Origin of the sequence: Streptomyces sp. NPDC012474 (genome assembly GCF_042955185.1) — a bacterium.
Lineage (GTDB): Bacteria > Actinomycetota > Actinomycetes > Streptomycetales > Streptomycetaceae > Streptomyces > Streptomyces cahuitamycinicus.
This window is the reverse complement of record NZ_JBIBEP010000016.1, coordinates 198,405-218,496: the sequence shown is the minus strand read 5'-3', so window position 1 is coordinate 218,496 and position 20,092 is coordinate 198,405. Positions and strand designations below refer to the sequence as shown.

Here is a 20,092-nt window from a genome sequence, read left to right as displayed (position 1 = left end):
ATCCGTATGGCGTGGGCATGCGGCGACGATACGCGCTAATCAGACAAATCTCGCATAGGGGGCGGGTGTGGCGTGGGGGACCACTCGTCCCGCCCAGAGCACCCCCCCCCCCCCCCCCCCCCCCCCCCCCCCCCCCCCCCCACCCCCCACCCCCCCCCCCCCGGGGGGGGGGCCCCCCCCCCGCCCCCCCCCCCCCACACCGGCGCATTGGCCGGGCGCGGGCTCAGCCGCGCGCCTTCCAGCCCGGAACCGCGGGCAGGACCGTCTCCGCGACGCGCAGCAGCACCGCGTCGTCCGGCACCACTCCGTCCGCACGCCACAGAGTGACGTCGAGGGAGCCGCCGCGGTCCTTCGCGTCCTGGGCCACGGTGAGGGCCCGGGCCGGGACGCCGGGACCGCTGTCGGCGTCGCCGCCGTCGAGCCGGAAGCTGATGCTGATGGTGCGGTTCGAGTACAGCACCCCCGGGCGGCCCAGTACCTTCTGCCGGCGGGCGTCGCTTCCGAGCAGCGCTTCCGACCCGGCCACCGGAAGGCCGTCGTAGGTCGCCGAGAGCGTGACCGTGTACGTCTCGAACTCGACCTGCGCCTGCGGTGTGGCGACGTCCTTGCCGCCGGGGGACCCGATGGAGCTGTCGCTGCCGTAGGCGCTCTTCGCGATCTCGGCCGGGGTGCCCAGCAGCGCGGCCAGGTCGGACCGGTTCAGCGCCTCGCACAACTGGGCGCCGGAGAGGTGCTTGCCCTTCGGCGCCGGGGTCTCCCCGTCGGAGCAGGTGGCAGGCTTGGGCTCGCTCTGTGCGGCCGGCGTCTTCGCCAGCCCCCAGAAGCCCGCGCCGAGCGCCCCCACCAGCGCCACCGCCGCGAGCGCCTGCCCCCACGCGTTCGCGCTCTTCATGGGCGCGTCGTCTTCCTCGGCCATGTCCCCCACCCGCCGTGACCCCCTGAAACGTGCCCGGGGACCTTAACCTGTGGTCATGGCCCGGACAAAGCCGGTTTCCGGGGCCGTCGCCGCGACAGCCGCGCCGCTCCCGTATGGGATTGCATAAACGTGCAGCGAAACGTATAGTCATGCCCTCTAAGGAGGAGGATCCATGGCGGTACGTGCGGCAGTGGCCGGAGCGAGCGGGTACGCGGGCGGGGAACTGCTGCGTCTGCTCCTGGCGCACCCCGAGGTCGAGATCGGTGCCCTGACCGGCAACTCGAACGCGGGGCAGAGGCTCGGTGCGCTCCAGCCGCACCTGCTGCCCCTGGCCGGCCGAGTGCTCCAGGAGACCACCCCGGAGGTCCTCGACGGTCACGACGTCGTCTTCCTCGCGCTGCCGCACGGGCAGTCCGCCGCCGTCGCCGAGCGACTCGGCCCCGACGTGCTGGTGGTCGACATGGGCGCCGACTTCCGCCTCACGGACGCCGCCGCCTGGGAGCGGTTCTACGGCTCGCCGCACGCCGGAACCTGGCCCTACGGCCTTCCCGAACTGCCGGGCGCCCGCGCCGCGCTGGAGGGGTCCAAGCGCATCGCGGTGCCCGGCTGCTACCCGACCGCCGTCTCCCTGGCCCTCTTCCCGGCGTACGCCGCCGGCCTGGCCGGGGCCGAGGCCGTGATCGTCGCAGCGTCCGGCACGTCCGGCGCGGGCAAGGCACCCAAGCCGCACCTGCTGGGCAGCGAGGTCATGGGCTCGATGTCCCCGTACGGCGTAGGCGGCACGCACCGGCACACCCCCGAGATCACCCAGAACCTCAGCGCCGCCGCGGGAGAGCCGGTCACGGTGTCCTTCACGCCGACCCTCGCCCCGATGCCCCGCGGCATCCTCGCCACGTGCAGCGCCAAGGCCGCCGACGGCGTCACGGCCGAGTCCCTGCGCGCCGCCTACGAGAAGGCCTTCGCCGACGAGCCGTTCGTGCACCTGCTTCCCGAGGGCCAGTGGCCCGCCACGGCGTCCGTCCACGGTTCGAACGCCGTTCAGGTACAGGTCGCCTACGACGCCGCCGCCGGACGGATCATCGTGATCAGCGCCATCGACAACCTCACCAAGGGCACCGCGGGCGGTGCCGTCCAGAGCATGAACATCGCCCTGGGTCTCGACGAGACCACCGGACTGACGACGATCGGAGTTGCGCCGTGAGTGTGACGGCAGCAAAGGGGTTCACGGCGGCGGGCATCGCCGCCGGGATCAAGGAGAACGGCAACCCGGACCTGGCCCTCGTGGTCAACACCGGCCCCCGCCGCGCCGCCGCCGGCGTCTTCACCTCCAACCGCGTGAAGGCCGCGCCGGTCCTGTGGTCCGAGCAGGTACTGAAGAGCGGGCAGGTGTCCGCCGTCGTCCTCAACTCCGGTGGTGCCAACGCCTGTACGGGCCCCAAGGGCTTCCAGGACACCCACGCGACCGCCGAGAAGGCCGCCGAGGTCCTCGGGCGGGGCGCCGTCGAGATCGCCGTCTGCTCCACCGGCCTCATCGGTGTCCTGCTCCCCATGGACAAACTGCTCCCGGGCATCGAGACGGCCGCCGCCCAGCTCTCCGAGCACGGCGGCGAGAAGGCCGCCATCGCCATCAAGACCACCGACAGCGTCCACAAGACGTCCGTCGTCACCAAGGACGGCTGGACCGTCGGCGGCATGGCCAAGGGCGCGGGCATGCTCGCCCCCGGCCTCGCCACCATGCTCGTCGTCCTCACCACCGACGCCGCCCTCGACGACGAGGTGCTCGACAAGGCCCTGCGCGACGCCACCCGCACCACCTTCGACCGGGTCGACTCCGACGGCTGCATGTCCACCAACGACACCGTGCTGCTCCTCGCCTCCGGCTCGGCCGAAGTCACCCCGGAATACGCGGAGTTCGCCGAGACCGTACGGCAGGTCTGCGACGACCTCGGCCAGCAGCTCATCCGGGACGCCGAGGGCGCCAGCAAGGACATCAAGGTCGAGGTGATCAACGCCGCGACCGAGGCCGACGCCGTCGAGGTGGGCCGCTCCATCGCCCGCAACAACCTCCTCAAGTGCGCCCTCCACGGCGAGGACCCCAACTGGGGCCGCGTCCTCTCCGCGATCGGCACCACCCGGGCGGCCTTCGAGCCCGACCGGCTCAACGTCGCCATCAACGGCGTCTGGGTCTGCAAGAACGGCGGTGTCGGCGAGGACCGCGACACGGTCGACATGCGCTTCCGGGAGATCCACATCGTCGCCGACCTCGCCGCCGGCTCGGAGACCGCCACCATCTGGACCAACGACCTCACCGCGGACTACGTCCACGAGAACAGCGCGTACTCGTCATGAGCAGTGGAGCGACGCGCAAGCACACCGCGCTGCCCAAGGCCCAGATCCTCATCGAGGCGCTGCCCTGGCTGGTCCGGCACAACGGCAAGACGGTCGTCATCAAGTTCGGCGGCAACGCCATGATCGACGAGGACCTCAAGGCCGCTTTCGCCCAGGACGTGGTGTTCCTGCACCACGCCGGTCTCAAGCCCGTCGTCGTGCACGGCGGCGGTCCGCAGATCAGCGCCGCCCTCGACCGGCACGGCATCGTCAGCGAGTTCAAGGCGGGCCTCAGGGTGACCACCGAGGACGCCATGGACGTCGTACGGATGGTGCTGGCGGGGCAGGTCCAGCGTGAACTGGTCGGGCTGCTCAACCAGCACGGGCCGCTCGCCGTCGGCCTGACCGGCGAGGACGCGCACACCATCACCGCAACCAAGCACCAGCCCGAGATCGACGGCGAACTCGTCGACATCGGGCGGGTGGGCGAGATCACCGCGATCGACACGGGCGCGATCGAGGCCCTGCTCGCCGACGGCCGCATCCCGGTCGTCTCCTCGATCGCCCGCTCCCAGGACGACGGTGATATGGGGCATGTCTACAACGTCAATGCTGATACGGCGGCTGCGGCACTCGCTGCTGCACTGGGCGCCGAAACCCTCATGGTCCTCACGGACGTCGAGGGCCTCTACGAGGACTGGCCGAACAGCGACGAGGTGATCAGCCGCCTCACCGCCTCCGAGCTGGAGCGGCTGCTGCCGGACCTGTCGTCCGGCATGGTGCCGAAGATGGAGGGCTGCCTGCACGCCGTGCGGGGCGGCGTCACCACGGCCCGGGTCATCGACGGCCGGGTCCAGCACTCGATCCTGCTGGAGATCTTCACCGACGAGGGCATCGGCACGATGGTCGTGGCCGACGAACAAGAGGGGGAAGCCGTATGACCGCCCATCAGGAGTACGCCGAGCGGTGGCAGGGCGCACTCATGAACAACTACGGCACCCCGCTGCTGCCCCTGGCGCGCGGCGAGGGCACCCGTGTATGGGACGCCGACGGCACCACCTACCTCGACTTCGTCGGCGGCATCGCCACCAACGCCCTCGGCCACGCCCACCCGGCGATCGTCGAGGCGGTGAGCCGCCAGATCGGCTCCCTCGGCCACATCTCCAACTTCTTCATGGCCGAGCCGACCGTCGCCCTCGCCGAGCGGCTGCTCAACCTCTTCGGCCGGGACGGCAAGGTCTTCTTCTGCAACTCCGGCGCCGAGGCCAACGAGGCCGCGTTCAAGATCGGCCGGCTGACCGGGCGAACCCACGTCGTCGCCACCGAGGGCGCCTTCCACGGCCGGACCATGGGCGCCCTGGCCATGACCGGCCAGACCGGCAAGCGCGAGCCGTTCCTGCCGCTGCCCGGCGACGTCACCCACGTGCCCTTCGGCGACGCGCAGGCCCTGGCCGCGGCGGTCACCGAGGAGACCGCGCTCGTCATCCTCGAACCGATCCAGGGCGAGCTCGGCGTGGTCGTCCCGCCGGCCGGCTACCTCAAGGCGGCCCGGGCCATCACGGCCGCGACCGGGGCGCTCCTCGTCCTCGACGAGGTGCAGACCGGCATCGGGCGCACCGGGCACTGGTTCGAGTACCAGGCCCACGAGGGCGTCCTGCCCGACGTCGTCACCCTCGCCAAGCAGCTCGGCGGCGGGCTGCCGCTGGGCGCCACCGTCGCTTTCGGGCGTGCGGCCGACCTGCTCCAGCCCGGCCAGCACGGCACCACCTTCGGCGGCAACCCGGTCGCCTGTGCCGCCGGGCTAGCCGTCCTCGACACCATCGAGGACGAGGGGCTGCTGGACAACGTCAAGCGGCAGAGCGAGAGGTTGCGGGACGGAATCGAGGGCCTCGGGCATGAGCTGATCGATTTCGTCCGGGGGACGGGACTCCTCCTGGGTATCGTGCTGACCGAGCCGCTCGCGCCGCAGGTGCGCCAGGCGGCTCAGGAGGCCGGATTCCTGGTGAACGTGCCCGCCCCCGACGTCGTCCGGCTGATGCCGCCGCTGAACCTCCGCGACGACGAGGTGGACGCGTTCCTCGGGGCGCTGCCCGGCATCCTCCAGGCAGTGAGCGGGGACGGACGATCCGGGGAATGAGACGACGATGAGCCAGGCGCAGGACCACGAGCAGCCGGGGGCGAACGGGCCCGCCGTGCCGCAGACCCGCACCGCCCGCCACCGCCGGATCGTGGACATCCTCAACCGGCAGCCGGTCCGGTCGCAGAGCCAGCTGGCGAAGCTGCTCGCCGACGACGGGCTGAACGTCACGCAGGCGACGCTCAGCCGGGACCTGGACGAACTGAACGCGGTGAAGATCCGCAACACCGACGGCGACCTGATCTACGCGGTGCCCAGCGAGGGCGGTTTCCGTACGCCCCGGGCGCCGCTGGGCGGGTCGGCGAAGGAGGAGCGGATGCGGCGGCTCTCGCAGGAGCTGCTGATCTCCGCGGAGGCTTCGGCGAATCTCGTGGTCCTGCGTACCCCTCCGGGGGCGGCGCAGTTCCTGGCCTCGGCGATCGACCAGGCCGAGCTCCACGACATCCTGGGGACGATCGCCGGGGACGACACGTTGCTGCTGATCAGCAGGGAGCCGACGGGTGGGCAGGCGCTGGCGGATCATCTGCTGAGGCTGGCGCAGAACGGGCACGCGCCGTAGGGGTACGGGCGGGTGGCGGTGTGCGGGTGGTGTGTGGCTGATCGCGCAGTTCCCCGCGCCCCTGAGGGCGTACGCACCCGCCGCGGGCACGCGTGCCGCTCGGGGCGGCACCCGTTCCACAGAAGCGGCACCCTGTTTTCGCCGGGCTGCGTACCCGACCGGTGTCGGCGGGGGCTCACCCCGGCGGGGTAGTCAACCCGCCGGGTGTCGGCGGGGGCTCACCCCAGCCGGGTAGTCAACCCGCCCGGCGTCGGCGAGGACTCACCCCAGCCGCGTAGCCAACCCGCCCGTGCACCGGACCTCGTCGCCGGCCGTGATCAGCAGCGCCTCCACATCCGGCAGCGACTCCAGCCACGCCAGCCCCTGCCGTGAGCCCATCGCGAACGCCGCCGTCGCCCAGCAGTCCACCCACGTCAGCCGGGGGCCCACCACCGTCACGGCGACCAGGTCGGTCACCGCGGAACGCCCCGTACGGGGATCGACGATGTGGTCTCCCCGCTCCGCCGTGCCGGACGTGGCCACGGACAGTTCCGCCGTCCCGGCCGCGGAGACGACCGCCGCGAGGCCCCCCGGACGCAACGGGTCGGCCACGCCCACGCGCCACGGCCGCTGCCCACCCGGTGTCCCGAGCAACTGCACATCGCCGCCGCCGTTCAGGTTCACTCCGCACACCCCGGGCACGTCCGCCAGCCGCCGCGCCGCCCGCTCGACCGCCCAGCCCTTGACGATGCCGGTCGGATCGAGGCGGCCCCGGTACGACGTGCTGAACCAGCCGTCGCTTCTCCGCTCCGCCTCGGCGGCCAGTTCCAGCACCTCGGCGACCTCGGGGTCGCACTCCGCGACGGTCAGCTCCCCGCGCCGCAGGCGGGAGATCTGGCTGTCCTCGCGGTACGTGCTGAACACCTCGTCGACCCGGTGCAGCCCGGCGACGGCCTCGTCCAGGGCCGCGCGCACGGCGGCCGGTTCCCCGCCGCGGACGTCGAAGGAGAAGACGGTCCCCATCGTCTCCTCGGCATGACGTACCGCGGCGGGAGCCTCAGCGGAGTCGGCCACCGTGTCAGCCACCGGCCTGGTCCAGCGCGGACTGGAGGGACTGCTTGTACCCGGCGCTGGTGTAGGTGGCCCCGGACACGGCGTCGATCTGCGCGTTTCCGGCCGCCACGGCCGCCTGGTTGAGGCGGGGGACGGAGGAGGAGGTGACCTGGTCGCTGCGGCCGCCCTTGGGGGCCTGCACGGCCTCGGCCTTGGTGATCTTCCCGCCCGCCACGGTCACCCGCACCTGGACCGGCCCGTACTGCGTCTGCGCCACGCTGCCGGTCAGGGTCCGCGTCGCCGCCTGACCGCCGCCGGAACCCGCCGCCTGACCACCCCCCGAGCCCGAGCCCGCGCTCTGCGAGGAGCCGCCGCCGGCCGGAGCCTTGTCCAGGGCCGACTGGAGGGACTTCTTGTAGCCGGCGCTGGTGTAGGTGGCGCCCGAGACCGCGTCGATGTCCGCGTTTCCGGCCGCCACGGCCGCCTGGTTGAGGCGGGGGACGGAGGAGGAGGTGACCTGGTCGCTGCGGCCGCCCTTGGGGGCCTGCACGGCCTCGGCCCTGGTGATCTTCCCGCCCGCGACCGTCACCCGCACCTGCACCGGCCCGTACTGCGTCTGCGCGACATCGCCGGTCAGCGTCTGCGCGGTGCCCGACCCCTGCTGCGGTCCGGCCGACGCCTTCGCCTTGTCCAGGGCCGACTGCAGGGACTTCTTGTAGCCGGCGCTGGTGTACGTCGCCCCGGAGACCGCGTCGATCTCCGCGCTCTGCGCCGCGACCGCCGCCTGGTTCAGGCGCGGCACCGAGCTGGCCGTGATCTGGTCGCTGCGGCCGCCCTTGGGGGCCTGGACCGCCTCGGCCTGGGTGATCTTGCCGTTGTTCATGGTCAGGCGGACCTGCACCGCGCCGTACTGCGTCTGCGCCGCGTCACCGGTGACCGCGCCGTTCACGCCGCCCTGCGGGGCCTGTCCGGCCGCCGCGGGCGGCGCCTGACCTGCCGCCTGGGCGGAGCCCGGGTCGGAGGCCGGCTTCAGCGACAGCAGCAGCACGATCCCGGAGACGGTGGCTGCGCCGGCGAGCACGGCACGCCGGACGGGGTGAGACTTCCTCATCGTTTCCCAAACTCCTGAAAGACCGTTGGTGGCCCGTCGCTCACATCTCGAACGACTCGTGATGGATGCGGCGTGCGGGTACTCCCGCGCCGCGCAGTGCCTCGTAGACCGACTGGGCGAACCCGGGCGGACCGCACATGAAGACGTCGTGGTCGTCGATGTCCGGGATCTTGCGCTGGAGGGACTCCGCCGAGATGTCGGGGCGTTCTCCCTCCGGGCTGTTGACCGCGTACATCAGCCGGGCACCGCGCTCGTCGGCGATCTTGGCGAGTTCGCCCCACAGCGCCAGGTCCTGGGTGGTGTTGGCCCGGTAGAGAAGGGTGATGTCGCCGGACGCGCCCGGCAGCGTCTCGAACAGCGCCCGCATCGGGGTGATGCCCACGCCGCCCGCGACCAGCAGCACCTTGCCGCGGCTTCGGCGCTGCGCGGTCATCGCGCCGTACGGGCCCTCGGCCCACACCTTGGTGCCGGGCTCCAGATCACGCAGCCGGGAGGTGTGGTCACCGATCGCCTTGACCGTGATCCGCAGCATGTCCGGGCGGGGCGCCGCCGACAGCGAGTACGGGTGCGAACTGAAGCGCATCCCCGGTGCCTTGAACCGCCAGCGGAAGAAGTGCCCGGCCTCCGCGCCCATCCGGTGCAGCTTGCGCCCGCTGATCAGCACGGACACGATCCCGGGGGTCTCCTCGATGACCGCCTCCACCCGCATGCGGTGCCGCATGTTCAGCCGGATCGGGGTGAGGATCCGGTACCAGACGACCAGCGCGGTCACCACGCCGTACAGCCCGTACCAGAAGGTCTTCGCGGCGGGCTCGACGGCGAACTCGTTGCCGGTGGTGATCTGGTGCCAGAACGTCAGGTACACCGCCGCGTACGTCAGCAGGTGCACGTGGTACCAGGTGTCGTACCCGATCAGCCGGCGCACCCCGCCGATCGACAGGATCCCGATGACGAACAGCAGGCCCGTGCCGATGGCGGCCTTGCCCATGTCCGGAAGCTGGTTGATGGAGTCCGTCGTCTGCTGGACGATGTCGCCGAGCCCCTTGCCCGCCTGGAGGGCGTAGCCCCACATGATGAGGAAGACATGGGCTAGGACCAGGCAGAGCGTGTAGCGGCCGGTCATGGCGTGCCAGCGCGCGACCCGGTCGGTGCCCACCCGGCGCTCCAGCGCGGGCACCCGGGCCATCTGGAGCACCACCAGCGCCATGAGGTAGCCGGCGAGCAGGCCGGTGATCCGTCCGGCGGCCAGGATCTTGCTCGTGTTGTCCGCGAGGGACGGTGTGTTGTCCCACCACAGCCACAGCACGGCCGCCGCACCGGCCCACAGGGCGATCAGCAGCGGGACGGCCGGGGAGCGGCGCGGGCGGATGCGGCGCATCGTCTGGCGGCGGGCGGCACGTCCGCCTGCGAGCGTGGTGGTCACGGTTCCTCCGTGGGGACTTGACCCTTGGCCCACAGATACGTGCCGGGACACAGGAGTGTTCAGCTGCGTCCCGAGTCGGGTGCGAACAGGGGTGACCGCTGGTAACGCGCGTTCGGCCGGCGCCCCGTCACAGACGCGTGACGGCCGTCTTCCCGCTCTTCGTCCCGACGGCGATGTGCGGCCGCCGCGAGGGGTCGGCCCAGGTCAGGATCCGCCGCATGGCGTCCTCGGGCACGGAGACGCAACCCGCCGTCGCGCCCCGCCCGTCGGCGTGGAGGAAGATGCCCGCGCCGCGCCCTCGCACGGGACGCTCGTAGTTGAAACCGATGACGAGCGCGTGCGCGTACTGGGCGCGGTAGGTGATCAGCTGCTCGGCCTCGGCGGCCCGGCAGTCGGCCGCGCGCGGCTCGCTCCATCGGTTGTAGGAGCGGGAGTCGTTGTCCTGGCACCACCAGGAGTCCCGGTGCACCCTGCGGTAGCTGTACGCCGTCCCCCGCGGCGCCGCCTTGATGCCGAAGGCGTACGGCAGACCGTAGAGGCCGGTGGGTGTGGTGCTGGTGCCCTGCTTGCGGGAGGCGCCCGCGACGAGCCCGTTCGCTCCGAAACGGGCGGGCGCGGAACCCTTTCGCACCCAGCGTCCGTCCCCACCGCGGTCCCACCAGACCACCGTGCCCGTCGTCGAGGCTCGCTCCGGGGCCACCGCGGTGATCAGCTGGGTGCCGCCGCCGGTGTCCGCCATCCGGGCCGGCAGCGGCGGCGGGGCGGGCTGCCCGGCGCCGAGCGCGATCAGACAGGAGGCGGCGAGGGCGACGGCACCGGGGCGCATGCCTCAGACCGTAGAGGGAGGCAGCGGCAACGGCAGCCCGGGTAGTCCGTCCAGGCTGCTGGCGATGTGCTCCTTCTTGCTGAAGTACGCGCTGAGTGAGGCGTCGTCCTCCCGGGCGAACCGCTTGCCGTGCAGGTCCCGGTCCTCCTCGTACGCCATGAAGGGCACCCCGTAGCCGCAGGTGTCGCGGACGAGTTCGGCGGTGACGACGATGATCGCGCGCAGGCCGTGCCGCGTCGGGTCGATGTCCGGGAAGTGCGCGAGCAGCTCCCCGAAACGGGGGTCGTCGCGGAAGACCGGTTCACCTCTGCCGTGCACGCGGACGATGTTCGGCGGGCCCTGGAAGGCGCACCACATCAGGGTGATCCGCCCGTTCTCCCGCAGATGGGCGATGGTCTCGGCGTTGGAACCGGCGAAGTCGAGGTAGGCCACCGTGAGCTCGTCGAGGACCGCGAAGGAGCCCGTGAGTCCCTTGGGCGACAGGTTGACCGTGCCGTCGGCGGCCAGGGGAGCGGTGGCGGTGAAGAAGACCGGCTGCGCCTCGATGAACGTGCGGAGCCGGCCGTCTATGCACTCATGAGTCTTTCCCATGTCGAACGATTATGCGCGCAGATCTTTCGACTGTCTAAGGAATTGCGGGATCCGGTCACCTCTGCCGGATCCCGCAAGCAGGTGCCGTCCGTGGCCGCCCCGGCCGGCGCTCCCACGGGGCGGCCACAGCGCCTGTCACCTCACTTGGTGAGCGTGCAGGCGGCCAGGGAGTCCAGTCCGGCCGGCTTCTCGGCCGTGCGGCCGATGGCCGTGGCGATGCGGTTGACGGTGGAGATCCGCTTGTCCTCCAGGGGGCCGAGGATGGCGTTCTGGACGAAGTTGGGGCCGCCCTGGCCGACCGTGTCGACCAGGCGCTTGTTGGCCTCGGCGACCTGCGTGTCCAGCAGCGTCAGGTTGCGGTCGACCTCGGCCTGGGCCGAGGCGGGGATCGCCGGCAGCTGGGAGGCGACGTCCGGGCAGCTGATGGTGCCGGCCCCGGCGCCCGCCGCCTCGCCCGCACCGGCGCCGCCCTCCTGGGCGCCCCCGCCGGCCTCCGCGCCGGCACCCGCCTCGGCACCCGCGCCGCCTTCTTCGGCGCCCGCGCCCGCGCCGGCTCCGGCCCCGGCGCCCGCGCCCGCCTCACCGCCCGCCGCCTCGCCCGCACCGGCGCCACCGTCGGCGTTGAGCTGGCAGGCGGCGAAGGCCTCGAGGCCCTCGGGCTTCGCGGCGGCCCGCCCGATCGCGGTCTCGATGCGGTTCAGCGCCGCGACGCGCTTGTCCTCCAGGGGGCCGAGGATGGCGTTCTGGACGAAGTTGGGGCCGCCCTGGCCGACGGTGTCGACGAGGCGCTTGTTGGCCTCCTCGATCTGGGTCTGCAGATCGCCGAGGTTGCGGTCGACCTCAGCCTTCGCCGAGGCGGGGACGGCGGGCAGCTGACCCGTGACGTCCGGGCACGTGATGGTGCCGGGGCCCGCCAGCGTCCGGGCGTTCGCGCCACCGCTGTCGGGGGTCTCCCCGGCGAGGGCGAAGCCGGCGATCACCGTGCCGGACAGCGCCACCGCGGCGGCGCCGCCGATGAACGTGACGCGACGCTTGTTGTACTTCGGAAGAGCCCTGGACATGCGGATGCCTCACTAGGGGGTCGGGGGTGTCGTCGGTGTCGTAACGCGGCGCCTGCGTTCGGCGAGAGGTACGAGCAAGCGGTTTCCCGTGTTCAAAGGATCTTCAAATTCCTCTCACCTGGCCGGAATCCGACCTCTGGTCCGCCTGGATTGACGAATCATGCATTGGACTGCATACTCATGCATATCGAGGATCCGCCCCGAGCAGTAGCGTGACGACCGTCTCCCCGCCCCCGGGCGGGAAGGCGCCGGCACATCCACACCCATCGAGGAGCGCAGCAGGTGAGCAGCAACAGCGGTGACGTCCGGCTCTGGGGCGGGCGTTTCGCCGACGGTCCCGCAGAGGCCCTGGCGAAGCTGTCCGCGTCCGTCCACTTCGACTGGCGCCTCGCGCCGTACGACATCGCCGGTTCGCGTGCCCACGCGCGCGTGCTGCACAAGGCGGGCCTGCTCACCGAAGACGAACTGACCCGCATGATCGCCGGTCTCGACCAGCTGGAGGCGGACGTCGCCGACGGCTCCTTCGTGGGCACGATCGCCGACGAGGACGTCCACACCGCCCTGGAGCGCGGCCTCCTGGAGCGCCTCGGCCCCGACCTGGGCGGCAAACTGCGCGCGGGCCGGTCCCGCAACGACCAGGTCGCGACCCTCTTCCGCATGTACCTGCGGGATCACGCCCGGATCGTCGGCGGCCTCATCGCCGAGCTCCAGGACGCGCTGATCGGCCTCGCCGAGGCGCACTCCGACGTGGCGATGCCCGGCCGCACACACCTCCAGCACGCCCAGCCCGTCCTCTTCGCCCACCATGTCCTGGCCCACGTCCAGTCCCTCTCCCGGGACGCGGAGCGGCTGCGCCAGTGGGACGCGCGCACGGCGGTCTCGCCCTACGGCTCGGGTGCCCTCGCGGGCTCCTCCCTCGGGCTGGACCCGGAGGCGGTGGCCGAGGAGCTCGGCTTCGAGCACGGATCGGTCGGCAACTCCATCGACGGCACGGCCTCCCGCGACTTCGTCGCCGAGTTCGCGTTCATCACGGCGATGATCGGGGTCGATCTCTCCCGGATCGCCGAGGAGATCATCATCTGGAACACGAAGGAGTTCTCCTTCGTGACCCTGCACGACGCGTTCTCCACGGGCTCGTCGATCATGCCGCAGAAGAAGAACCCGGACATCGCGGAGCTGGCGCGCGGCAAGTCCGGCCGCCTGATCGGCAACCTGACCGGCCTGATGGCGACGCTGAAGGCGCTGCCCCTCGCCTACAACCGCGACCTCCAGGAGGACAAGGAGCCGGTCTTCGACTCCATCGACCAGCTGGAGGTCCTGCTCCCGGCCTTCACCGGAATGATGGCCACCCTCACCGTCCACGGCGAGCGCATGGCCGAACTGGCCCCCGCCGGCTTCTCCCTCGCCACGGACATCGCCGAGTGGCTGGTCAAGCAGGGCGTCCCGTTCCGGGTGGCCCACGATGTCGCGGGTGAGTGTGTGAAGACCGCCGAGGCCGAGGGCAAGGAGCTGGACGGGCTGACGGACGACCAGTTCGCGAAGATCTCCAGCCACCTGACCCCCGAGGTCCGCACGGTCCTCAACGTCACCGGCGCCCTGGCCTCCCGCAACGGCAGGGGCGGCACGGCCCCGAGCGCGGTCGCCGTCCAACTGGCAGAGGTGAAGGCGGACGTGGCGGCCCAGCACGAGTGGGCGGTGGCCAGGAAGCAGGCCTGAGGGCATCGCCCTCAGGGGCGCGGGGAGCATCGCGAACAGGCGAAGACGACCCGCACTCGCCGAAACACCGCAACGTTCGAGCTCTGAGGCGAAGGTCATCGCGGGTACGTTGGTCGGAAGCCGTACCGGACCCGACCCAACGGAGCCCGCGATGCCCTTCGCTCGACTGGCAACCGCAACGACCCCCACCTGCCACATCGGACTGGGCCTCGCCGCCGTAGGGCGCCCCGGCTATATCAACCTCGGACGGGACCAGGATCTCGGAGAGGACCGCAGCGTCGAGGCGCTCCGCCACCGCACCCACGAACTCCTCGACGCCGCCTACGCCCAGGGCGTCCGCTACTTCGACGTCGCCCGCTCCTACGGCCGCTCCGAGGAGTTCCTCGCCGACTGGCTCAAGGCGAGGCCGGGGTTCCGCGACATCGTCGTGGGCAGCAAGTGGGGTTACACCTACACCGCCGACTGGTCGACGGACGCCGAGAAGCACGAGGTCAAGGACCACACCCTCGCCACCTACGAGCGCCAGCGCGCGGAGAGCGAGACCCTGCTCGGCGACCTGCTCGACCTCTACCAGATCCACTCGGTGACCCCGGACAGCCCGGCCCTCACCGACAAGGAGTTGCACGCCAGGCTCGCGGAAGCCGCCGAGCGGGGCCTCACCGTCGGCTTCTCCACCAGTGGCCCCGCACAGGCGGACGCGATCCGCGCCGCCCTCGCCGTGACGGTCGACGGCGAACCGCTCTTCCGTACGGTGCAGTCCACGTACAACGCGCTGGAGACCTCCGCCGCCCCCGCCCTCGCCGAGGCGCACGACGCCGGACTCACCGTGATCGTCAAGGAGGGCATGGCCAACGGCCGGCTCGCCGGGCCGCACGCCCCGGAGGCCGTGCGGGAGATCGCCGAACAGACCGGGTTGGGCTGCGACGCCGTCGCCCTGGCCGTGGTCCTCCGGCAGCCCTGGGCCGGTGTCGTCCTCTCCGGTGCCGCGACCACCAACCAGCTCGCCTCGAACCTGCACGCGGCGGTCGTGGATCTCGACGACGACCAGCTGACCCGCCTCGCCGCTCTGGTGGAGGAGCCGCAGGCGTACTGGGAGCGGCGCGCGCAGCTGCCCTGGCACTGATCAACCCCTTCCCCGTCCCGCTGTCCGCAGCCGTGAGTCACGCATGCCCCGAGTGAGACATTCATGTCTCATCTGCGGTAGGTTCGTCTCATGGCTGTCGATCCCGAGCACGTGCTGCGCGCCGCCGCGGCCCTGCTGACCCGCAAATCCACCGCGACCATGGACGAGGTCGCCAGGGCCGCCGGAATCAGCCGGGCCACGCTGCACCGCCACTTCGCCGGACGTGACGCCCTCGTCCGGGCGCTGGAGGCGCTCGGCATCGCGGAGTGCGAGGCCGCGCTGGACGCGGCCCGGCTCGACGAGGGCACCGCGAGCGAGGCCGTACGCCGGCTGGTCGGAGCCGTCGAGCCGGCCGCCGGACTGCTCGCGTTCCTCTACACCGAGAACCAGCTGTTCGAGGGCGAGGAGCAGCACGCGGGCTGGGCCCAGATCGACGACCGGATCTCCGCCCTGTTCCGGCGCGGCCAGCTCAGCGGCGAGTTCCGCATCGACCTCACGCCCGCCTGGCTCACCGAGGCGCTGTACGGCCTGCTGGCCTCCGGCGCCTGGCTGGTGCAGAGCGGCAAGGGCGCCCCCAAGGACTTCCAGCACATGATCGTCGAGCTGTTGCTCGGCGGCGCACTCAGGAGAGACGAACCATGACCAGCACCCTGCAGCCGGTGTCGACGACCGAGGTGGTGAAGCGCCCGGGCCGCTGGCTCGCTCTCGGCGTTCTCGTGCTCGCCGTGCTGCTGGTGGCCGTCGACGCGACCGTTCTCGGTCTCGCGACCCCCTACATCAGCGAGGATCTCAAGCCCTCCGGCACCCAGCTGCTGTGGATCGGCGACGTCTACTCGTTCGTCATCGCCGGTCTGCTCGTCTCCATGGGCAGCCTCGGCGACCGGATCGGCCGCAAGCGGATCCTGCTGGTCGGTGCCACGGCGTTCGGCGCGATATCCGTGTTCAACGCCTACGCGACGACCCCCGAGATGATGATCGTCGCGCGGGCACTGCTCGGCGTCGCCGGCGCGACTCTTATGCCGGCCACCCTCGCACTGATCCGCAACCTCTTCCACGACCCGCGCGAGCGCAGTCTCGCCGTCGGCGTCTGGGGCGCCACCGCCTCCGCCGGTACGGCCGTCGGCCCGATCGTCGGCGGTTTCCTGCTGGAGCACTTCTGGTGGGGGTCGGTCTTCCTGATCAACCTGCCCGTGATGGCCGTGCTGGTCGTGGTCGGGATCAAGCTGCTGCCCGAGTCGCGTACCGCGAACCCCGGCCCCTGGGATCTGGTCAGCGTCGTGCTGTCGCTGATCGGCATGATCGGTGTCGTGTACGCCATCAAGGAAGCGGCGACCCACGGCTTCGCGTGGACCACCCTGGCCGTGGGCCTGCTGGGTGCGGCCGCCCTGTACGGGTTCGTCCGCCGCCAGTTCAGGCTCCCGACGCCGCTGCTGGACATGCGGCTGTTCAGCAACCGCGGTTTCAGCGGGGCGGTGCTGGCCGATCTGCTGACCATCCTCGGCCTGTCCGGCCTGGTGTTCTTCCTGTCGCAGTACCTGCAACTCGTCCAGGGCAGGCGCCCGTTCGAGGCCGGACTGGCCGAACTGCCCGCGGCGATCGGCGCGGTGGTGGCCGGACTCCTCGCGGGGCGAGCGGCCCGGCGCTTCTCGGTGCGTACCGTCGTCTCCGGAGGTCTCGCGGCCATCGGCCTCGCGCTGGCCGCGCTCACGGTGCTCGACCAGTCCACCGGCTACCCGCTGCTCGGTACCGCGCTGCTGGTGGTCGGTGTGGGGGCCGGCCTCTCGTTCACCGTCACCGCCGACGTGATCCTCTCCAGCGTGCCCAAGGAACAGGCCGGCTCCGCGTCCGCGGTGTCCGAGACGGCGTACGAACTGGGTGCCGCGCTCGGCATCGCCGCGCTCGGGTCGATCGTCACCGGCGTCTACCGCGACTTCACCGGTCCCGCGGGCACACCGGCCGCGGCCCACGAGTCGCTGGGCGGCGCGGTCGAGGCGGCCGCGAGCCTGCCGGCCCACAGCGCCGCCGCGATGCTGGACGCGGCCCGCACCTCCTTCGTCGACGGCCTTGCCCTCGCGGCGGGCGTGGGCGCGACGGTCCTGCTGGCCGCGGCGGTGGCGGCGTGGTTCCTGCTGCGGGGCCAGCGCCTGGAGAACGCCGAACCGGACCACGCGTAGCCGAGGACCCAAACCTGACACCGAAGGACGACGCCCTCAGGGGCGGCGCGGGGAACTGCGCAAGAGGCCAGACGCACTCGCACTGGTCCGGCACCGAAGGACGACGCCCTCGGGGGCGCGGGGAACGGCGCGACAAGCCCCCACGCACCCGCACGGAACCTCAGGGGCGCGGGGAACTGCGCGACAAACCCCCACGCACCCGCACCGGAAAACCTACGCCGCTTCCTTCGCCTTGCTCGCGTACATGTCCACGTACTCCTGCCCGGACAGCCGCATGACCTCGGCCATCACCGAGTCGGTCACGGCCCGCAGAACATACCGGTCCCGGTCCATCCCCTCGTACCGGGAGAACTCCATCGCCTCACCGAACCGCACGGTGACCTTGCCCGGCCGCGGCAGCCCCGCCCCGCCCGGCTGGAGCTTGTCCGTCCCGATCATGGCGAAGGGCACCACCGGCGCACCCGTCATCAGGGTCAGCCGGGCGATTCCCGTCCGCCCCCGGTACAGCCGGCCGTCGGGCGACCGCGTCCCCTCCGGGTAGATGCCGAACATGCGGCCTTCCTCGAGCACCCGTCGCCCGGTCATCAGCGCGGCGACACCGCCCCGGCCACCGTCGCGATCCACCGGGATCATGCCGACGCCGGTGAAGAACCAGGCCATCAGCCGGCCCTTGAGGCCCTTGCCGGTCACGTACTCGTCCTTGCCGATGAAGACGACCTGACGGTCGCAGACCAGCGGCAGGATCATCGAGTCGATGAACGTCAGGTGGTTGCCGGCCAGGATGACCGGGCCGTTGCCGGGAATGTGCTCCGCACCCTCCACCCGTGGGCGGAACATCAGGCGCATGGCCGGGCCGAGCACTGCCTTGATGAGCGCGAAGCGGGACAACGGACCCTCCGGTGTCAAGGGGTTCTGTATGAGTCTGTGCAGGTGAGGACGATACTCGTGGCCCCGGGTATCGCGCACATCGGGCCGGGCGACTTCACCGAGACCTTACGCATTGTTGACGCGTGTTTACCTGCGGTGGCGCGCCGCCAGAAGGGCGTAACGCGGCCGACTTGATGTGACGCACATCGCCCCGGAGCACACCGGTCGCGTTCCCAGAACCGTCGGACCGAATCGAACAGACTCGACGAACCGTCAATTCATCCTTCCCGCCAGCCACTACGACATCCGACGTCACCCGCGTGTTCCGTCCGAGGTCTCCCACCGGTCATGTACGCGCCCCTACGATCGGGCCGCACTGACGAGCCGAACGGCAGGGAGGGCGCTCATGGGAACGCACGAGTCGAACGAAGAAACGAGCGGTACCGGGCCGAGCGGAACCGGGCCGAGCGGGACCGGGCGGCGGGCCCTGCTCGGCGCGGCGGTACTCGGCGCCGGGGGAGCGGTCCTCGGCATGGCCGGCGCCGCGCGAGCGGACGGCGCCCGGCACGGCGGCGGACCGGGGAGCCTGCCCAGGCCGACGATCATCGGCCACCGCGGCGCCAGCGGCTACCGCCCGGAGCACACCCTCGGTGCGTACCAGCTGGCCCTCGACATGGGCGCCGACATCGTCGAGGCGGGCGACCTGGTCCCGACCAGGGACGGGCACCTTGTCTGCCGTCACGAGCCGGAGATCGGCGGCACCACGGACGTCGCCGACCATCCCGAGTTCGCCGGCCGCAAGAAGACCAAGCTGCTCGACGGCGTCCCCACCACCGGCTGGTTCACCGAGGACTTCACGCTCGCCGAGCTGAAGACGCTGCGCGCCGTCGAGCGCATCCCGGCCAACCGTCCGCACAACACCCTCTACAACGGCCGCTGGGAGATCCCCACCTTCGAAGAGGTCCTCAGATGGCAGGACGAGCAGACCCGCAAGCGCGGCAAGCGGGTGTGGATCTACCCCGAGCTCAAGCACCCCACCTACTTCCGCAAGCAGGGCCTCCCGCTGGAGGAGCGCGTCGCCAAGCTGCTGCGCAAGTACCGCAAGGACCGGCGGACCTCCCCGGTCATCCTCCAGTCCTTCGAGCCGACCAGCATCCAGCGTCTGCACAGGCTCGTCGACAACCCGCTGGTCGTCCTGCTGTCCTCGGCGGACTCCCGCCCCTGGGACTTCGTCGAGACCGGTGACCCGCGCACGGTCGCCGACCTGGTCAAGCCGGCCGGCCTCAGGGAGATCGCCTCCTACGCGCGCGGCATCGGCCCGACCCTGGACCTGGTCATCCCGCGCGACGCCCAGGGCAAGCTCACCCGGCCGACCTCGCTCGTCTCCGACGCGCACAAGGTGGGCCTGATCCTGCACCCGTACACGATGCGCAACGAGAACCCCTTCCTGCCCGCCGACTTCCGCAGGGGCTCGGACGCGGACGCCTACGGTGACGTCTTCGGCGCGTACCGGGCGTACTTCGCGACCGGCATCGACGGCGTCTTCACCGACCAGCCCGACACGGGTGTGCTGGCCCGCGAGGACTTCAACGGCTGAGCCCGTCAACACCCGAGGTCACACCCCCCGGTCGGGTGGGCTTCGGCCGCCCGGGCAACCCGCAGCCCGGGCGGCCGCGTCGCTCCGCATATGACGCACGACCTGGTCACCGCCCTGCGCCCGCTGCTCACCGCCGAGGCCTCCGCGGAGGCATATTCCACCGGAACCGAGCCGGGCGACCTGGAGCAGGCGGTCTGGCTCCGCCTGCTGGAGCGCCTCGACACCGAGGGCCCGCCGCTCGACCCGCAGCAGTGGCTCCGCCGCGCGGTCCGCTCCGAGGTGCGCCGCACCCGCCGTACGAACCGTCTCGAACGGCCGTACGCGGGTGAACCGGCCGACGACCCGGACCGCGATCCCGAACAGCTCGCCCTCGCCGCGGCCCGCGGCCGGGCCCTGCGCGAGGCCGTGCGCCGCCTCCCGGGCCGCTGCCCCCGGCTGATGGAGGCCCTGCTCTCGCCGGAGGACCCGACATACCGGGAAATCGCAGGGGAGTTGGGTATCTCACAGGGGAGTCTTGGCCCGGAACGTTCCAGATGCCTGGGATGTCTCCGAAGATTGCTCACACCGGAGGTTGCGGCCCGCTGAGGACGGGGATAGGAGTGGAGGACGACTGGTGATCAGATGAGCGGGA

19 protein-coding genes are annotated in these 20,092 nt (G+C 71.6%); 11 read left to right on the top strand and 8 right to left on the bottom strand.

The features are described 5' to 3' along the window. Window positions 1-223: 223 nt before the first annotated feature. Window positions 224-916, bottom strand: coding sequence for a DUF6215 domain-containing protein (locus ACFY9S_RS30200; RefSeq protein ID WP_391134369.1), 693 nt, complete (start codon window positions 914-916; stop codon window positions 224-226). Window positions 917-1,088: 172 nt separating this feature from the next. Between ACFY9S_RS30200 and argC the strand changes: the two genes are divergently transcribed. The 5 genes from argC to ACFY9S_RS30175 are packed head-to-tail and all read left to right on the top strand — an operon-like array spanning window position 1,089 to window position 5,940. Then, entirely contained in the window at window positions 1,089-2,117 is a 1,029-nt protein-coding gene (gene argC, locus ACFY9S_RS30195) for an N-acetyl-gamma-glutamyl-phosphate reductase (protein WP_391134366.1), read from the top strand. After that, complete coding sequence (gene argJ, locus ACFY9S_RS30190) at window positions 2,114-3,265, top strand: bifunctional glutamate N-acetyltransferase/amino-acid acetyltransferase ArgJ (protein ID WP_391134363.1); 1,152 nt, start codon at window positions 2,114-2,116, stop codon at window positions 3,263-3,265. Before argC ends, argJ begins: the two co-directional genes overlap by 4 nt. Continuing rightward, window positions 3,262-4,185, top strand: coding sequence for an acetylglutamate kinase (gene argB / locus ACFY9S_RS30185; RefSeq protein ID WP_102907703.1), 924 nt, complete (start codon window positions 3,262-3,264; stop codon window positions 4,183-4,185). The genes argJ and argB overlap by 4 nt, the downstream gene beginning before the upstream one ends. Beyond that, complete coding sequence (locus ACFY9S_RS30180) at window positions 4,182-5,381, top strand: acetylornithine transaminase (protein ID WP_391134360.1); 1,200 nt, start codon at window positions 4,182-4,184, stop codon at window positions 5,379-5,381. The genes argB and ACFY9S_RS30180 overlap by 4 nt, the downstream gene beginning before the upstream one ends. Window positions 5,382-5,388: 7 nt before the next feature. After that, on the top strand, window positions 5,389-5,940 hold the full coding sequence (locus tag ACFY9S_RS30175) for an arginine repressor (RefSeq protein ID WP_391134357.1): 552 nt from the start codon (window positions 5,389-5,391) through the stop codon (window positions 5,938-5,940). A 261-nt stretch (window positions 5,941-6,201) separates the two neighbouring features. On the opposite strand, the gene ACFY9S_RS30170 is transcribed toward ACFY9S_RS30175, so the two are convergent. The 6 genes from ACFY9S_RS30170 to ACFY9S_RS30145 all read right to left on the bottom strand — a co-directional run bounded on the left by ACFY9S_RS30170 (window position 6,202) and on the right by ACFY9S_RS30145 (window position 11,984). Then, window positions 6,202-7,005: an FAD:protein FMN transferase gene (locus ACFY9S_RS30170; protein ID WP_391134354.1), complete on the bottom strand. Its 804-nt coding sequence runs from the start codon at window positions 7,003-7,005 to the stop codon at window positions 6,202-6,204. Next, window positions 6,998-8,083: an FMN-binding protein gene (locus ACFY9S_RS30165; RefSeq protein ID WP_391134351.1), complete on the bottom strand. Its 1,086-nt coding sequence runs from the start codon at window positions 8,081-8,083 to the stop codon at window positions 6,998-7,000. The genes ACFY9S_RS30170 and ACFY9S_RS30165 overlap by 8 nt, the downstream gene beginning before the upstream one ends. 40 nt (window positions 8,084-8,123) lie before the next feature. Then, window positions 8,124-9,506, bottom strand: a complete 1,383-nt coding sequence (locus tag ACFY9S_RS30160) for a ferric reductase-like transmembrane domain-containing protein (protein ID WP_180989401.1) — start codon at window positions 9,504-9,506, stop codon at window positions 8,124-8,126. Window positions 9,507-9,633: 127 nt separating this feature from the next. Beyond that, window positions 9,634-10,332, bottom strand: coding sequence for a L,D-transpeptidase family protein (locus ACFY9S_RS30155; RefSeq protein WP_391134347.1), 699 nt, complete (start codon window positions 10,330-10,332; stop codon window positions 9,634-9,636). A gap of 3 nt (window positions 10,333-10,335) precedes the next feature. Further along, window positions 10,336-10,923 (bottom strand): pyridoxamine 5'-phosphate oxidase family protein, encoded by a 588-nt coding sequence (locus ACFY9S_RS30150; RefSeq protein WP_102907708.1) that lies wholly within the window; start codon window positions 10,921-10,923, stop codon window positions 10,336-10,338. Between the two features lie 140 nt (window positions 10,924-11,063). Then, complete coding sequence (locus ACFY9S_RS30145; protein WP_391134343.1) at window positions 11,064-11,984, bottom strand: hypothetical protein; 921 nt, start codon at window positions 11,982-11,984, stop codon at window positions 11,064-11,066. A gap of 282 nt (window positions 11,985-12,266) precedes the next feature. On the opposite strand from ACFY9S_RS30145, the gene argH reads away from it, so the two are divergent. The 4 genes from argH to ACFY9S_RS30125 all read left to right on the top strand — a co-directional run bounded on the left by argH (window position 12,267) and on the right by ACFY9S_RS30125 (window position 16,997). After that, window positions 12,267-13,700, top strand: coding sequence for an argininosuccinate lyase (argH, locus tag ACFY9S_RS30140; protein ID WP_391134340.1), 1,434 nt, complete (start codon window positions 12,267-12,269; stop codon window positions 13,698-13,700). A gap of 151 nt (window positions 13,701-13,851) precedes the next feature. Continuing rightward, window positions 13,852-14,823 (top strand): aldo/keto reductase, encoded by a 972-nt coding sequence (locus ACFY9S_RS30135; RefSeq protein WP_391134337.1) that lies wholly within the window; start codon window positions 13,852-13,854, stop codon window positions 14,821-14,823. A 90-nt stretch (window positions 14,824-14,913) separates the two neighbouring features. Continuing rightward, a complete protein-coding gene (locus ACFY9S_RS30130) occupies window positions 14,914-15,465 on the top strand; it encodes a TetR family transcriptional regulator (protein ID WP_391134334.1) in 552 nt (183 codons plus the stop codon). Continuing rightward, complete coding sequence (locus ACFY9S_RS30125) at window positions 15,462-16,997, top strand: MFS transporter (protein WP_391134331.1); 1,536 nt, start codon at window positions 15,462-15,464, stop codon at window positions 16,995-16,997. Before ACFY9S_RS30130 ends, ACFY9S_RS30125 begins: the two co-directional genes overlap by 4 nt. A gap of 213 nt (window positions 16,998-17,210) precedes the next feature. Here the strand turns inward: ACFY9S_RS30125 and ACFY9S_RS30120 are convergent, their stop codons facing one another. Further along, on the bottom strand, window positions 17,211-17,885 hold the full coding sequence (locus ACFY9S_RS30120) for a lysophospholipid acyltransferase family protein (RefSeq protein WP_359637538.1): 675 nt from the start codon (window positions 17,883-17,885) through the stop codon (window positions 17,211-17,213). 385 nt (window positions 17,886-18,270) lie between these two features. Here ACFY9S_RS30120 and ACFY9S_RS30115 point away from each other — a divergent pair, with 385 nt between their 5' ends. Together ACFY9S_RS30115 and ACFY9S_RS30110 are read left to right on the top strand one after the other, a co-directional pair. Further along, on the top strand, window positions 18,271-19,461 hold the full coding sequence (locus tag ACFY9S_RS30115; RefSeq protein WP_391134328.1) for a glycerophosphodiester phosphodiesterase family protein: 1,191 nt from the start codon (window positions 18,271-18,273) through the stop codon (window positions 19,459-19,461). 90 nt (window positions 19,462-19,551) lie between these two features. Further along, window positions 19,552-20,046 (top strand): RNA polymerase sigma factor, encoded by a 495-nt coding sequence (locus ACFY9S_RS30110; protein ID WP_102907715.1) that lies wholly within the window; start codon window positions 19,552-19,554, stop codon window positions 20,044-20,046. The last annotated feature ends 46 nt before the right edge of the window (window positions 20,047-20,092 follow it).